This window comes from Lederbergia citrisecunda, assembly GCF_018343695.1.
GTDB lineage: Bacteria > Bacillota > Bacilli > Bacillales > Bacillaceae_C > Lederbergia > Lederbergia citrisecunda.
This window is the reverse complement of sequence record NZ_JAGYPJ010000001.1, coordinates 1,301,795-1,314,971: the sequence shown is the minus strand read 5'-3', so window position 1 is coordinate 1,314,971 and position 13,177 is coordinate 1,301,795. Positions and strand designations below refer to the sequence as shown.

Below are 13,177 nucleotides of genomic sequence, written 5' to 3'. Positions count from 1 at the left end.
GTTAGAGAGGCAACTTAGTAGATTAACAGGAATATCCTATCAGATAAATGCATATAAAGAGCTCCCCAATCTTTCTCTAGAAAAAAGCCAATAAACTTCTTCCAATGATAAGTAAAAATATTGAGATTAATCCAGATGCATGGGAGCGATGGGAAGACTATAAAAAAGATGAATTTGGTTCTCTGATTTGGGGAATCGAAACGTTGGCAGAATTATCTGGTATGGTATGGAATAGGTTAGATCCAACGGTGTATGATTTGTTTGAGCTATAGCTGTAGAATATTGGTTAATAGTTTATAAGTTTCTTCATTTAATTATTTTCAAGAATTTTTTGGTTCATCGATATTCTTCAGAGTTATTCCCTATATCAAAAGAAAGGATGAATGTTATGATAAATAGATTTCCCATAAAAGAGGCTGAATTTATTATTTCAAAAGATGAATTAGGCTACCAGGAAGTATTGGATGATTTTAATAATACAGACTATATATTTATTCTTACATATAATATATCAAAAAATAATATAGAATTACTTAATTATCTTGCAAACCTAGATAAGTCTACAACTGTAGATATTATAACTAATATACCTAACAGGTTTGAAAGCTATTATAATCAATACGTGAGGAATAGAGCTAAGGATACTGTTCGTGTGTATCTAAATAAGCTAGATCCTAAAAAATTTGATTCTGTCTTAAGTACATATTTTAACTTTGAAAACCATGCTAAAATAGTAATGACTAAAAATGTTGTTTACATTGGGTCATCTAATTTTTCAGACGAATCGAGGAAAAATGTAGAATGTGGAATAATTACTCGTGATATTGACTTTATTAAAACAATTAGAAATGAAATTATTCCTTACTTAAAAATTGAATCGGAGCAGTATTATTCAAATGATTTAATAAATTCTTTACAAATTGAGTATAAATTTATTTATTATAAACTAATTGGTATGATTGAAGAAGTTCGATTGTCTTGCCATAGTATCGGTGATCATCAAGGGCGATTCTTTGAGTACTTTGATTTAATTAATAATACCGATTACATAGAAACAAGCTTGGACAGGTTATCGGAGGTTTTTGAGGAGTTTGAAAATATCTGTGAACAGATTGTAGAAGAAATGGTAGAAATGGGAATAGAAACAAAAAGCATAGAAAAGTTGGTCGAGGACTTAGACATTGAGAGTATTCAGATGATGTATTCAGATGATACGAATATATTTAATCTAATAAATTTTGATAACCAGGATTATGCTATGGACTATATTAATGAATATGAAATAAATGTGGATCCCGATGAAGTAGATGAATTTCGCAACTCAGCTTCCCAAGTGGCATATGAGAAAGAATGTGAATTAGAAGAAATAGCAAAAACGGATGTCTTAACATTATTTGATAAGTTAAATGAACTTAAACAGCAAGCAGAATACATATTGAATAACATACCATCAAGCATAAATAAACAAATAGACAATACTTAACAAGAGTGTAATTATTCAGGTGCAAATTCTACTAAATTATTTTTAATTATTAATATGAGGTGATATTATTGAAGGAAAACTTAATAACGTTATTATCAGAGATAAAAGAGACCATTATAAATCATATTGATTCGCTAGATAATACCGCTTTAGCTAAAAAAAAGAAATATAAAAATTATATTAAAAATAATATGAATCCTAAGGGTACCAAGAATGTTGCAATTGCATATTATAAGATTACAGACCCTGATAATAACGGTCAACATCTTTTTGCTTTAAGTAACTTAAATGGTAGATTGGAAAAGATAGATGATAACATCCACGAGCAAATAAATCATGAAGATTTGATAAAAGAAATAAAAAATGTACATTCTGTAGAAACTGTTCTCCACAAACCAATCTATTATAAAATAAAAAGGCTAAATGGAGATTTGGAATTTGAAGAAGTTCCTGAAAATGATATTGATGGTCAAAAGTTTATAAAACAAAAAGAATTTTGTTGTGAAAGAAAAATACTAGAACACATAAAATTAGAGTATGTAAATAATAGGATTAGTAATTATGATGAAGAATATACGGAAGCTGAAAAAGCGGAGTTGCAGGGGGAGCTATTCCTATATACTCGTTTTTTAGAACCATGTCTATATTGTTATTCTTTGTTAAAGGAGATTCAAGAAAACAATCCAAAATTCAAGATAAAAGTCTATTATGAAGTTCATAGGGAATACGAACTTAGCAATTTTATTGATGGTAAGGAATATGTGCTGAGGAATCATATTAAATCTAGAATAATTCAAAAATATTTAAAATTAGATAAAAAAACTCAAAAACTAAGAGATGAAGAATTAATTAAACAAGTTATTGAGGGTGCTGCGAATTATGAAGAATTATTAAATTCAATTTATAAAAAATATGAAAGGTCATGGTACGAGAGTGCAGCTGCGTTATTCGATGGTAGTTTACTTGATGTGATGCCCCCGGAGCTGGAAGAACCAATTAAACTAATTGACTCGATTGTAGATATTGATAATTTGGTCTTAGAACTCGCAAATATACCGAATACCAGTAAACTAGATATAATTAATTGGTTGGAAGAGGTATTAAGAAAAACTGTAAGGTAACATAAAAAAACTGTTATTATCAGCCTTTTGTATATTGTGTATTAAGCTATTACTTCTATTCATAGCCTCCATACACCAAAACATTTTACACAAATTTTACACAAGGCGAATTCAAAACCTAATAAAATCAATACTTAAAGAACTATATCGACCCCGACCACCAGTATCATGTTTTTGGTCAGAAACAATTATATAGCAACATTTAAAAGGCATGTAATTCGGTTCTAACCTGCCGAGGATACAGTTCTCTTTTTGTTTGAGTTATATCCGCTAATTGTGTTAGTTTCGTGTAGACTAGAATTTATTTCGTAAAGAGTAAATAATCTTGTCTAAAAGACGAACCACTCAATGGGCCGTATAGAGGCACTTAGTCGTATTACTGGTATTGATATTGTTGCAATATCGACTACGATTCACTCTATTTAGATGGATTAATGTGAATTAGTCCTAGTTAATGAATTTATATACTAGCAGTTAACCCGTGATAAAAATAAAGTTGGAGTGTTGGCAGGTATCTTCTGTACACACTCCAACTTTTTTATACGTTATTAATATTTCTAGATCAATTCAACAAATTCATTAACGAAGCCTTGTAGGAATTCTACTGTTCCTTCATTCAGCTTACCATTTTCATCCAACAATTCATGTACAGAACCAATATATGCTTCTGGTTGTTGAACAACGGGCATATTTAAAAATGAAAGTACTTGACGTAAGTGATGGTTTGATCCGAAGCCAGCAAGCGCAGCAGGGGATTGGCTAATGATTGCTGCAGGTTTTCCATTCCAAACACTTTCTCCATAAGGGAGAGATGCTACATCAAGGGCATTTTTTAATGCAGCTGGGATTGAACGGTTATATTCAGGTGTTACAAATAATACCGCATCTAATTCTTTGACTGTATTACGGAATTCCGTATATTCTGCAGGAGTTCCGAGATCTCCTTCATAATCTTGGTTAAATAAAGGCAGGTGGCCGATTTCAACAAACTCTGTTACATATCCTTCTGGGAATAAAGGTGCTACGTTATCAGCAACTTGTTTTGAAAAAGAATTTGTACGAAGACTACTAACGATAATACCAACTTTAGTCATGCTATTCTTTTTGATATGAAAGTTTTACCTACGCTTACTTTGGTATAAATAGAAGGGCTTAGTACACGAAACACGGTAGAAAAACAAGGATGATCTTACTTATCGAAGGTAAAATCATCTTTTCTTTTAATCTATTAAATTTTTAAAACTCTTTTTATACGCTTTAGTTAGTATCTTTTTAACAAGATTAGTTTATCATTATCTATTATTTAGAAGTAAATCCTCCATCCACCAAATTCACTTCTCGTAGCATAACTAGACTCATCAGATGCTGAGAACAATACCATATAAGAAGATCTCTAGGCTCTGCTGCATGCGGTGGAATTGGGAAATTGACCTCTAGTGTCTTTCTTAAATCAGGATCTCGTTTCAATACAGTTTCTACTAACTGGGTTTTTATTAGACTTGAATGGACAGGATCACAGTGCCTGACCCCAAGGTTGATATAGCTTAAATCATTACCACACATGGGGTCAGGCCCCTTTTTTTCAAAAAAGAACTACATCCATTGAAATACAAAATTAATATTGCGAATCACTCTGTAAATACTAACCAATATGCTATAGTTAATACGCCTTTGTACAAATACAACGGCATTCATATAAGAAAAGAGACGTGATTAGCCTTGCTTGACTTCTTACAACTTGGTATTCGAAAAGAAATTAACTATACATTAAAGTCATTAGGAATAGTGGCTCCTACTTCCATCCAAGAACGGACGATCCCATCTGTACTGGAGGGGAAGGATGTTATTGCAAAAGCACAAACGGGAACAGGAAAGACGTTGGCTTTTGTTCTTCCCATTCTTGAAAAGATAGATGTGCACAAGTCGGATGTTCAAGCACTTATTTTAACTCCCACAAGAGAATTGGCTCAGCAAATTTCAAAAGAAATTAAGAGAATGATGGAGAACGTAGAAGGCATCAATGTGTTAGCTGTTTATGGTGGACAAGATGTGCAGCATCAATTGAAAAAGTTGAAAGGTGCGCAACATATTGTCGTGGCAACTCCTGGGCGCTTATTAGATCATATTCGTCGTGGAACGATTGATCTTTCAACTGTTAAAATGTTTGTATTAGATGAAGCGGACCAAATGTTACTGATGGGATTTCTTCCAGAGGTAGATGAAATCATACAAGAGGCACTTTCTTCCCCACAAACAATGCTATTCTCTGCAACAATGCCAAATGAAATTACAACTCTTGCCAAAAAATATTTGGTGGAGCCAGAATTCATTGAAGTGAAAGCAAAAAAGGTAACGGTGGAAGAGGTTAAACAAGTTGTGATTGAAACAACTGATCGCAGAAAACAAGCAACATTATTCCACTTAATCGACGAACATCGGCCATTCTTAGCGATTATATTTTGTCGTACAAAAATTCGTGCCAGCAAACTTCATGAAGCGCTAATTGCCAACGGGTATAATTCAGACGAACTGCACGGTGATTTATCTCAGTCAAAACGGGAAAAAGCAATGAAACGATTCCGTGATGCAAAAACTCAGTTTTTAGTTGCAACAGACGTTGCTGCAAGGGGACTTGATGTAGAAGGGGTGACACATGTCTACAACTATGATATTCCACATGATGTGGAAAGCTATGTTCACCGAATTGGACGAACTGGCCGTGCAGGTGGCCATGGAGTTGCCTTTATGTTAGTGGCTCCTAAGGACCTAGAGTTCCTAAGAATGATTGAAAAAGGGATTCATCAACGGCTGGAAATACAAGTGATTAAAGGAGTCAGTATCCCTGATCGCGAGGATTATGAGAGAGTAGACAGCAAGCAACAATCTGGTAAACGCTCGGAAGGTCGTAAAAAATCTGCAACACCTTCTTCCAATAGAAAACCTAGCAGACCAAAAGTCAATTCAGGCACGACAACAAGAGGTAGAAAACGAACGCGCTAAATAGTTGATCATAATAGGGGGAGACACCTATGTTACATAAACAAATGCAACAATACATTTTTTCAGCATTGAATCAAGGGAAAAAGCTGGAGATATATACAGAGGAAAAAGAGTATATAGAGAAACATGATTTAATCTCAAACGACGTTACACTAATAGAAAAAGTTCCTACTACACGTTTCCAAGAAGCTTATATTGAAAGATGTGACAAAGAAACAGAAGAAACTCTCTTTAAAGAATCATTCGCTTTTTTAGAACACCCGATGGACTACCTGCAAAAACATAAGAATGAATTTCTATACTTAGAATCTAACTGGTTAGAAGTAATCGGTGTTGATGGGATTACGTTTGAGGTGAATGATGTTTTTGGAACATATGACGTCATGGTCGGAATGAAGCTGCAGAAAAAGTTTGAGGCAGCTCTTAAAGAAAACTTACGCAAAGAATTACATGGAGATGAAGTAAGATTTGAATTAATGTTTAATCAAAATGATGGAGTATGGGACTTGAACTTCCCTTTGAATTATGTGGATGGTTTCCAAGTGGAGATGTCATTGGACGAAGCTTTTCGGTTAATTTATCGTTTTTTATTTACACTAGTAGAGAGAATAGAAGATAGAAGCAAGGACGTAAATTAACTGTTAAATCGTATTTCTTTCCTAGATATGATAGCATTTAGCTCTAAACAAAAAGAGGACGTGATGAAACATGATAAAAATTAGCATACCAACTCCAGATATTACGATTACAAAACGGAAACAAGATCCGAAAGAAAATGAACCAAAAATCAAGGATATTTATGGATTTATTGATTTTCACCTAATACCACGAGATAAAGGCGGCATTTTCTTATTTTTTAATAATAAGGATGAACTTCTTTTTGTTGGAAAAGCACGGAAACTACGTCAAAGAATTAAAAAACATTTTGAAGATACCGTGTCACCTATTAAAAAGCACAGAGACGAAGTATATAAAATCGATATTTGTTTAGTAGAAGATCCAATGGAACGAGAAATATATGAAACGTATATCATTAATAAACTCCAGTCGAAATATAACGTGGAGAAAGTATTTTATCAATAAGGTTGTTTTCGTAAAAAACATTGTTTGTATACATCTTTTGATAGCAGCTAACTTCGAGTGACTTTTAAGTTCTTTGTGCTGGGATAAGTTCATTCTGTTCATGAAGAAATACTCTTTGCCTAGACCCAAGGTGAAAGTAAGTATTTACGACCTTAGAGAGGAGTAAGCCACAATCTAATGACTCAGAGCAGATAGAGGCTTATTTATTCGACCTGAGATTCTGCCGAAACATCCCTCTATTTTTCAGGAATGTAAACTCAAAATTTAGGGAGTAGGTAGTGGATGTGAATTCCTTTATTTTACAATAATATTTAGTTAAGAAAAGAGTCTACAAAAATGAAAATTAGCTAAAGATATGGTCGAGATTATATTGGGAGGAATGCTGTATGACGAATGCTAGAGAGAACTGGGAGCTTATCGAACTTTCCCGTAAACTTGAACAAGAAGCAATTGCCGCTAGAAATAATGCTGATATTGAAGCTGTTCAAGAGGTGAAACAACAATTACATGAACTACAGGAGCGGATTTTACAGGCCCAGGGAAGAGAAATGAAAGGAAACTTTAATTCTAGTGAGCATTTATTTGACGCTCATTTGCGCGTAGAAGATTCGGTGGGACATATGGAAAGAGCACTTATAAACCTTCAAGCTATGCAGGATGATGTACAACCATAATCCAAAAAAATTGGAATTAAAATCACTTAACAAATCCTCCGGGAATCTTGTGCCAGTCCTCTCCTACAATAAGATTTAAAGTAGTGGAGGACTGGCACTTTACATTTTCCTGACACTGTCTCATTTCAGTACAATTCAGAATTGGTTCTTTCAACCGGCAAACGAATCGGTTTACAACACCTTTTGGAAGCAATACGGCTATACATTTTCGGATGAATTATCCCAGCTGTATCAATCTAATAACGGGCAACTGTGGGGGATTATTAAAATGGAAATATTCTACTCGATATGGTATTGAACACCAGGTTTTCAGAAACCATTTCGAAACTAGGAAAAGTTGTGGACGTTGTAGAATGAGAAAACCAATATAGGGAGTTATTGGGCGATGGGGAACAGGTATTGATGGAGGGGGCTTTGGATGTCTGCCAAAGATTACCTGCGACACATCGATTGTTTATCGTTACTAATGGCATCACTAGCACACAGATTAAAAGATTAAATACATCGGACCTATACGATTATTTTGAAGACATTTTCGGTTCGCAAAGCATCGAATTTCAAAAACCATCTCCGAAGTTTTTTGATTATCTGATGGATCATATTTAGGGTTTCAATAAAAGGGAAGCGTTGATTATCGGTAATTCTTTAAGCTCAGATATCAAAGGTGGTATCTTATCAGGTATCGATACATGCTCGATCAACAGAGCGCAGCCAAAAAACCTGTCAGACATTCAAAGTACATACACGATTGTGAGCTTGACTGAACTTTATGAAATAGTCTAGAACACTTCTGTGAAATAGTTATGAGAGATTCTAGGAATCCTGTACGGATGTAAACAAAAATTTCACGGGAAATTTTAGGGGGAATCAACTGGTGAAGGTGCCTGACGCCCAGTAAGCTATTTTTTTTTACCCAATGCCTTTAGATAAAACCTATTGAATATATATGTTATAAAGGAGAAGGGTGAAAGGTTGATGAAAATGAAAAACTTACGAAATAAGTTGATTGGGCTGATTCAGGCTGTAAACCGGTATCCTTTAACGATGCTTTTTCTTTTAGCTATTGCTACTGTGAACGTGAATATGATCAACAATGAAACAGAAGATTATTTAAAATATCTATTTACTTTTATTGTCGGGGCATTGTTAAGTGTGATCGGACAGCAAGTGTATGAACGATTTTTTACAAAAGTTAGTGAACGTGTCATGCTCATCGTTGGATCCGTTCTTTTGGCAACTGGCTATTATTTTGCTATTCAATCCGCATCCACCTTTAATTTAGAAATTGGTACAAAAACAGCTGTTTCCATATTTGCCTTGATGATAGCCTTTATCTGGATCCCAGCCATTAAAAGTAGGGTAACGTTTAATGAGGGCTTTATGTCTGCATTTAAAGCCTTCTTTCTCACGGTGCTCTTTTCATCCGTACTTGCAGTGGGGCTAAATTTAATCCTTTTTGCAATTGACCAGCTTCTTTTTTCGATGAATTATAAGGTGAATGCACATATTATGAATATTTTATGTTCCTTATTTGCCCCCATTTTCTTTCTATCATATACCCCACCATTTCCAGGCAAAAAAGATATCATCCTAAGTGACCAAGAAGAAAAGGTAAAGAAAGCTATCACATGTCCCAAAACATTAGGGATCTTGATTTCTTTTATCATCATACCTTTAACAGCCGTATATACGATTATCCTTCTTGCCTATACAATTTTAAATATCCGCGGCGATTTCTGGACAAATAACTTATTAGAACCGATGCTCGTTTCTTACGCCATTACGGTTATTTTAGTGTATATTCTTGCGAGTCACCTTGAGGACAAATTTGCCACATTATTTAGGAAGGTTTTCCCGAAAATATTAATACCAATCGTTTTATTCCAAACAGTCGCTTCGATTTTAAAAATCAGCGAAATAGGTAACACGTATGGCCGGTATTACGCTATCATGTTTGGCATCTTCGCCCTTGTTGCTGGAATTGTATTCAGCTTTTTCCCTGTCAAAAAAAATGGACTAATCGCTTCTGTATTGATTGTTTTCTCTACCATTTCGATCATTCCACCTGTCGATGCTTTTACAGTTGCCAAGGTGAGCCAAGTAAATTTGCTAAAAAGGACTTTGGTGGAAAATGATATGCTTCAAAATGGCAAAGTTGTACCGAATTCGGACATATCCATTGGTGATAAGAAAACAATTACGAGGACTGTCAGTTATTTAGATAACTTGAACTATTTGGATGAAATCGATTGGCTTCCGGAAAAAATCTTTTACTATGATAAATTTAATAAGACGTTCGGATTCGAAGAAACATACGATCAAACAAGCGATAGAACGGAAGGGAAATTTGCTCACCTTGATTGGAATCGCAGCCCCGTTGTAAATATTGAAAATTATGACCGGTTGATTCATTTGTATTTTCAAGATTCTCAAACCGATTTGAAAATACCAATTGAAATAGACAATAAACCATACTCTTTAAAGAACGACAGTGAGAATCTTATTTTAATTGATGAAAAACAAGAAATATTCAGATTTGATATGAAGAAAGCGATTGATCAAATTTTTGAGAACCAGCTTGTGAGTGATTCAGGAAAAGATATGTTAACTACGGAGAAATTGATGGTTACCCAGGAAAATGACAAAGTCAAAATGACCATTCTAGCTACGTCCGTTGACAACTATGGTTCTCAATACAACGCGGATATTTTTGTTTTCCTTAAAATTAAGTAAGGGGAGGGCAACAAAAAAGCTAAATATGATTACAGTTCAGAAGCATGTAGGGAATGTAGGGTAATTCCCCGAGGTAATATCTCCGGACAAGATAAATAAGGTTGAAAATAGATTAGGGTATTGAAGCTTTGGAGAAAGCCCATACAGCATAAAACAACTGTCCAAGGGCCAGACTCCAAGTAGGATAAAGCGTTAACGTACTGGGGATCTATCCTTTACTTTTGCTCCTTATCCTATTTATTGTGCGAAGTTGCCAATTTATTGGTTATCATAGAAAGAGAAATTTGCATGGGCTGACAAATGGGGAGAGACTGAATTAGTGCTAATTAACGAATTTTCACACTATCAGGCAACCTGTGAATAAAAATAAAGTTGGAGCGGAGGCAGGTACCTTCTGTACACACTCCAACTTTTTTATTCCTAATTAATATTTCTTGATCAATTCAACAAATTCATTAACGAAACCTTGTAGGAATTCTACGGTTCCTTCATTCAGCTTACCATTTTCATCCAATAATTCATGTACAGATCCAATATATGCTTCTGTTTGTTGACCAACAGGCATATTTAAGAAAGAAAGTACTTGACGTAAGTGATGATTTGAACCGAAGCCTGAAGCGCACCAGGGGATTGGCTAATGATCGCTGCAGGTTTTCCATTCCAAAACACTTTCTCCATAAGGACGAGATGCTACATCAAGGGCACTTTTTAATGCAGCTGGGATTGAACGGTTATATTCAAGTGTTACAAATAATACCGCGTCCAATTCTTTGATTGTATTACGGAATTCTGTATATTCTGCAGGAGTTCCGAAATCTCCTTCGTAATCTTGGTTAAATAATGGCAGGTGGCCAATTTCAACAAACTCTGTTACATATCCTTCTGCAAGATCCTTACCTCCATTGGAGGTCTTTTTATTTTTTTAAAGGATATGCAACTACTTAAATAGAAATATGTTGTAAAAGAATTCCTTTGCTACGTTCAATAAGAGAGATTTATCATTTTATTAAAAGGTTTGCTTCTTAAGTTGTGGGAATGGTCCGATAATTTTTATTCATAAAGGTATGTTTCATTAAAGATGTGATTTTGAAGGTAAATATATAATTATGACAAACGAAGGGATGATAGAAATGGAAATTATTAAATGTCAAGATGCCGTTGACCTTGGGGTAAAATCTGCTGAAAAAAGTGCGCAAATTATCAATGAGGCGATTAACGAAAAGGGTAGTGCTAGAATTGTCCTGTCAACGGGGAAATCTCAGTTGGAAACGTTGAACCATATGATTAGCCAGCCTATCCAATGGGAAAAGGTTGAAATGTTTCATTTAGATGAATATATAAATTTGCCTGAGAATCATCCTGCAAGCTTCCGGAAATATTTAAAGGAACGTTTTACTAGTAAACTTCCATTAAAAAAGGCTCACTTTATAGATAGTGAAGGTAATGTTGGAGAGATGATCAAACAATTAAATGAAGAAATTAGTAAAGAATCCATTGATTTAGGCATTATTGGTATTGGGGAAAACTGCCATATTGCTTTTAATGATCCGCCGGCAGACTTTCAAACAAAAGAGCCATTTATTATCGTTAATCTTGATCAGGCTTGTAAAGAACAACAAGTAGGAGAAGGCTGGTTTTCTTCGATTGATGTAGTACCGCCACAAGCTATTACGATGTCTGTTCACCAAATCTTACAATGCCGCTGTATTGTTTCTCCGGTTCCATTTTTAGTAAAGGCAGAAGCCATTAAGAATGTATTAGAAAGTGAAAAAATCACCAATCAAATACCAGCAACCATCCTAAGAAGTCATCCTAATTGTACTCTTTATTTGGATCAAGATTCGGGTTCGTTAATTAAAGAAAAGGTACTGTGATTTTGGTGTATTGTTAAAATTACCGTAACGGGAGACTGATCCTAATATTCTAAGTGCTTGCCGGGTCAAAAGTGTAGAGTCAAAGCTAACGGTGTCTGTGTCTGTGAAAGATGGTGTAAGTGGAGATATATTTAGCGCTGTTGTTTATGCAGATGACTTGAATGATGAGTAATGACGAAATTTTATAGTATAAGGGGCCTATTGGATATTGTCTAACATTATTAATATAATTTTAGACAGTATCTTTTATTTTGAGCTTTAATAGATTTATTCCGTAATGTTGGGCAGTCCACAAGTTTTGTTTAATTATTGACATCATTCCACAGAAAATAAAGCAACATTCCATTCCGAACGGTCAGAACCGTTTGGAAAAATGTTTGTGATAGTAAAAGTACCAGTTAGATTATTTTTTCTTCTCTAAATTAGATAACTTTACTTTGTTAGTTTTAAAAACATTGTCCTCAAAATCTTTAATATAAAATTTTATTTTTTTTCCATACCATTTGTCTAATTTTACACTACTTAGATGGATTTTTATTAAGTGCCCTTTAGAGAATGCAAAGGGTACTTCATGATCAATTGTAGTTCCTGTCTGATCCAATAACTCTATACTTTTATAACTGTTTGAAAACTGTACTTTTTTATATCTATATATAATTCCAACTTCTTTAATTACAAAATAATCAAAAGGATTTTTTAATAAGTTCAATTCATAGTGGTGTTGGAAAATGCTATCTGGAGCAATTATCAATGTAATTTTCTTTTTAGATGAACGTATTGCAATCCATAAAGAAACAATTACAGCACCTACAGTTCCAATAGCAGTTAGAATATCCCAAATACTACCCGAATATAAAAATGTATTCATTTAATAATCTCCCAATCATAATCTATCCATTATTGTAGCATACATTTCTTGCAAATCGGAATTATTTAATAAATATATGATAGATTCTACCAATACCTTGCCGTACAACCTTAAATTCCGGGAATATAAGGGAAAAATCACTTGATCCAAGAAAAGTCGCCTCTGGTATAGCTCAGGTAAATATAAAAGTTCGTTTCAAGAGATTAAATGAAGCTAAAGAAAATCTTTCTCGGTTGGATATTATAATCAGAAATATGAATGACCAGAGCCAATATAATCAACAAATTATTGAATCTATCTAACAGGTCTACAAGTTATTTAATGGTTATTTCAAATGGCTA

Annotated in this window: 14 protein-coding genes; 10 read left to right on the top strand and 4 right to left on the bottom strand. The window is 34.1% G+C overall.

The features are described from left to right. Positions 1-104: 104 nt before the first annotated feature. From KHA93_RS06585 to KHA93_RS06575, 3 genes are all read left to right on the top strand, one after another. Entirely contained in the window at positions 105-272 is a 168-nt protein-coding gene (locus KHA93_RS06585) for a hypothetical protein (RefSeq protein WP_213110009.1), read from the top strand. 116 nt (positions 273-388) lie between these two features. After that, positions 389-1,483, top strand: coding sequence for a phospholipase D-like domain-containing protein (locus KHA93_RS06580; protein ID WP_213110008.1), 1,095 nt, complete (start codon positions 389-391; stop codon positions 1,481-1,483). Positions 1,484-1,551: 68 nt separating this feature from the next. Continuing rightward, positions 1,552-2,604 carry a hypothetical protein gene (locus tag KHA93_RS06575; protein WP_213110007.1) on the top strand — a complete coding sequence of 351 codons (1,053 nt, stop codon included), beginning with the start codon at positions 1,552-1,554 and terminating at the stop codon, positions 2,602-2,604. Between the two features lie 557 nt (positions 2,605-3,161). On the opposite strand, the gene KHA93_RS06570 is transcribed toward KHA93_RS06575, so the two are convergent. Further along, the gene (locus KHA93_RS06570; protein WP_213110006.1) at positions 3,162-3,698 is read right to left on the bottom strand and encodes an NADPH-dependent FMN reductase; all 537 of its coding nucleotides are present in this window, start codon (positions 3,696-3,698) and stop codon (positions 3,162-3,164) included. Positions 3,699-4,323: 625 nt separating this feature from the next. Between KHA93_RS06570 and KHA93_RS06565 the strand changes: the two genes are divergently transcribed. The 6 genes from KHA93_RS06565 to KHA93_RS06540 all read left to right on the top strand — a co-directional run bounded on the left by KHA93_RS06565 (position 4,324) and on the right by KHA93_RS06540 (position 10,094). Then, positions 4,324-5,604 carry a DEAD/DEAH box helicase gene (locus KHA93_RS06565; protein ID WP_213110005.1) on the top strand — a complete coding sequence of 427 codons (1,281 nt, stop codon included), beginning with the start codon at positions 4,324-4,326 and terminating at the stop codon, positions 5,602-5,604. Between the two features lie 29 nt (positions 5,605-5,633). After that, positions 5,634-6,242: a branched-chain amino acid aminotransferase gene (locus tag KHA93_RS06560; RefSeq protein WP_213110004.1), complete on the top strand. Its 609-nt coding sequence runs from the start codon at positions 5,634-5,636 to the stop codon at positions 6,240-6,242. A 70-nt stretch (positions 6,243-6,312) separates the two neighbouring features. Then, entirely contained in the window at positions 6,313-6,687 is a 375-nt protein-coding gene (locus KHA93_RS06555; protein WP_213110003.1) for a nucleotide excision repair endonuclease, read from the top strand. A 386-nt stretch (positions 6,688-7,073) separates the two neighbouring features. Next, positions 7,074-7,361, top strand: coding sequence for a hypothetical protein (locus KHA93_RS06550; protein ID WP_213110002.1), 288 nt, complete (start codon positions 7,074-7,076; stop codon positions 7,359-7,361). Positions 7,362-7,739: 378 nt separating this feature from the next. Continuing rightward, complete coding sequence (locus KHA93_RS23130; RefSeq protein ID WP_267917115.1) at positions 7,740-7,967, top strand: HAD-IA family hydrolase; 228 nt, start codon at positions 7,740-7,742, stop codon at positions 7,965-7,967. A gap of 369 nt (positions 7,968-8,336) precedes the next feature. Then, positions 8,337-10,094 carry a DUF4153 domain-containing protein gene (locus KHA93_RS06540; protein WP_213110001.1) on the top strand — a complete coding sequence of 586 codons (1,758 nt, stop codon included), beginning with the start codon at positions 8,337-8,339 and terminating at the stop codon, positions 10,092-10,094. A 424-nt stretch (positions 10,095-10,518) separates the two neighbouring features. On the opposite strand, the gene KHA93_RS23125 is transcribed toward KHA93_RS06540, so the two are convergent. Together KHA93_RS23125 and KHA93_RS23120 are read right to left on the bottom strand one after the other, a co-directional pair. Next, entirely contained in the window at positions 10,519-10,659 is a 141-nt protein-coding gene (locus KHA93_RS23125) for a hypothetical protein (protein ID WP_233711066.1), read from the bottom strand. Positions 10,660-10,728: 69 nt separating this feature from the next. Beyond that, positions 10,729-10,941 (bottom strand): NADPH-dependent FMN reductase, encoded by a 213-nt coding sequence (locus KHA93_RS23120; RefSeq protein ID WP_233711406.1) that lies wholly within the window; start codon positions 10,939-10,941, stop codon positions 10,729-10,731. Between the two features lie 283 nt (positions 10,942-11,224). Here KHA93_RS23120 and KHA93_RS06530 point away from each other — a divergent pair, with 283 nt between their 5' ends. Then, on the top strand, positions 11,225-11,968 hold the full coding sequence (locus tag KHA93_RS06530; RefSeq protein WP_213110000.1) for a 6-phosphogluconolactonase: 744 nt from the start codon (positions 11,225-11,227) through the stop codon (positions 11,966-11,968). Between the two features lie 403 nt (positions 11,969-12,371). Here the strand turns inward: KHA93_RS06530 and KHA93_RS06525 are convergent, their stop codons facing one another. Beyond that, the gene (locus KHA93_RS06525) at positions 12,372-12,836 is read right to left on the bottom strand and encodes a hypothetical protein (RefSeq protein WP_213109999.1); all 465 of its coding nucleotides are present in this window, start codon (positions 12,834-12,836) and stop codon (positions 12,372-12,374) included. Positions 12,837-13,177 lie beyond the last annotated feature (341 nt).

Excerpts from the sequence above, each read along its gene's own strand:
- KHA93_RS06585 (WP_213110009.1), top strand. The coding sequence starts at position 105 with ATGATAAGTAAAAATATTGAGATTAATCCAGATGCATGGGAGCGATGG.
- KHA93_RS06580 (WP_213110008.1), top strand. The coding sequence starts at position 389 with ATGATAAATAGATTTCCCATAAAAGAGGCTGAATTTATTATTTCAAAA.
- KHA93_RS06570 (WP_213110006.1), bottom strand. The coding sequence starts at position 3,698 with ATGACTAAAGTTGGTATTATCGTTAGTAGTCTTCGTACAAATTCTTTT.
- KHA93_RS06560 (WP_213110004.1), top strand. The coding sequence starts at position 5,634 with ATGTTACATAAACAAATGCAACAATACATTTTTTCAGCATTGAATCAA.
- KHA93_RS06555 (WP_213110003.1), top strand. The coding sequence starts at position 6,313 with ATGATAAAAATTAGCATACCAACTCCAGATATTACGATTACAAAACGG.
- KHA93_RS06550 (WP_213110002.1), top strand. The coding sequence starts at position 7,074 with ATGACGAATGCTAGAGAGAACTGGGAGCTTATCGAACTTTCCCGTAAA.
- KHA93_RS06540 (WP_213110001.1), top strand. The coding sequence starts at position 8,337 with ATGAAAATGAAAAACTTACGAAATAAGTTGATTGGGCTGATTCAGGCT.
- KHA93_RS23125 (WP_233711066.1), bottom strand. The coding sequence starts at position 10,659 with ATGCCTGTTGGTCAACAAACAGAAGCATATATTGGATCTGTACATGAA.
- KHA93_RS06530 (WP_213110000.1), top strand. The coding sequence starts at position 11,225 with ATGGAAATTATTAAATGTCAAGATGCCGTTGACCTTGGGGTAAAATCT.
- KHA93_RS06525 (WP_213109999.1), bottom strand. The coding sequence starts at position 12,836 with ATGAATACATTTTTATATTCGGGTAGTATTTGGGATATTCTAACTGCT.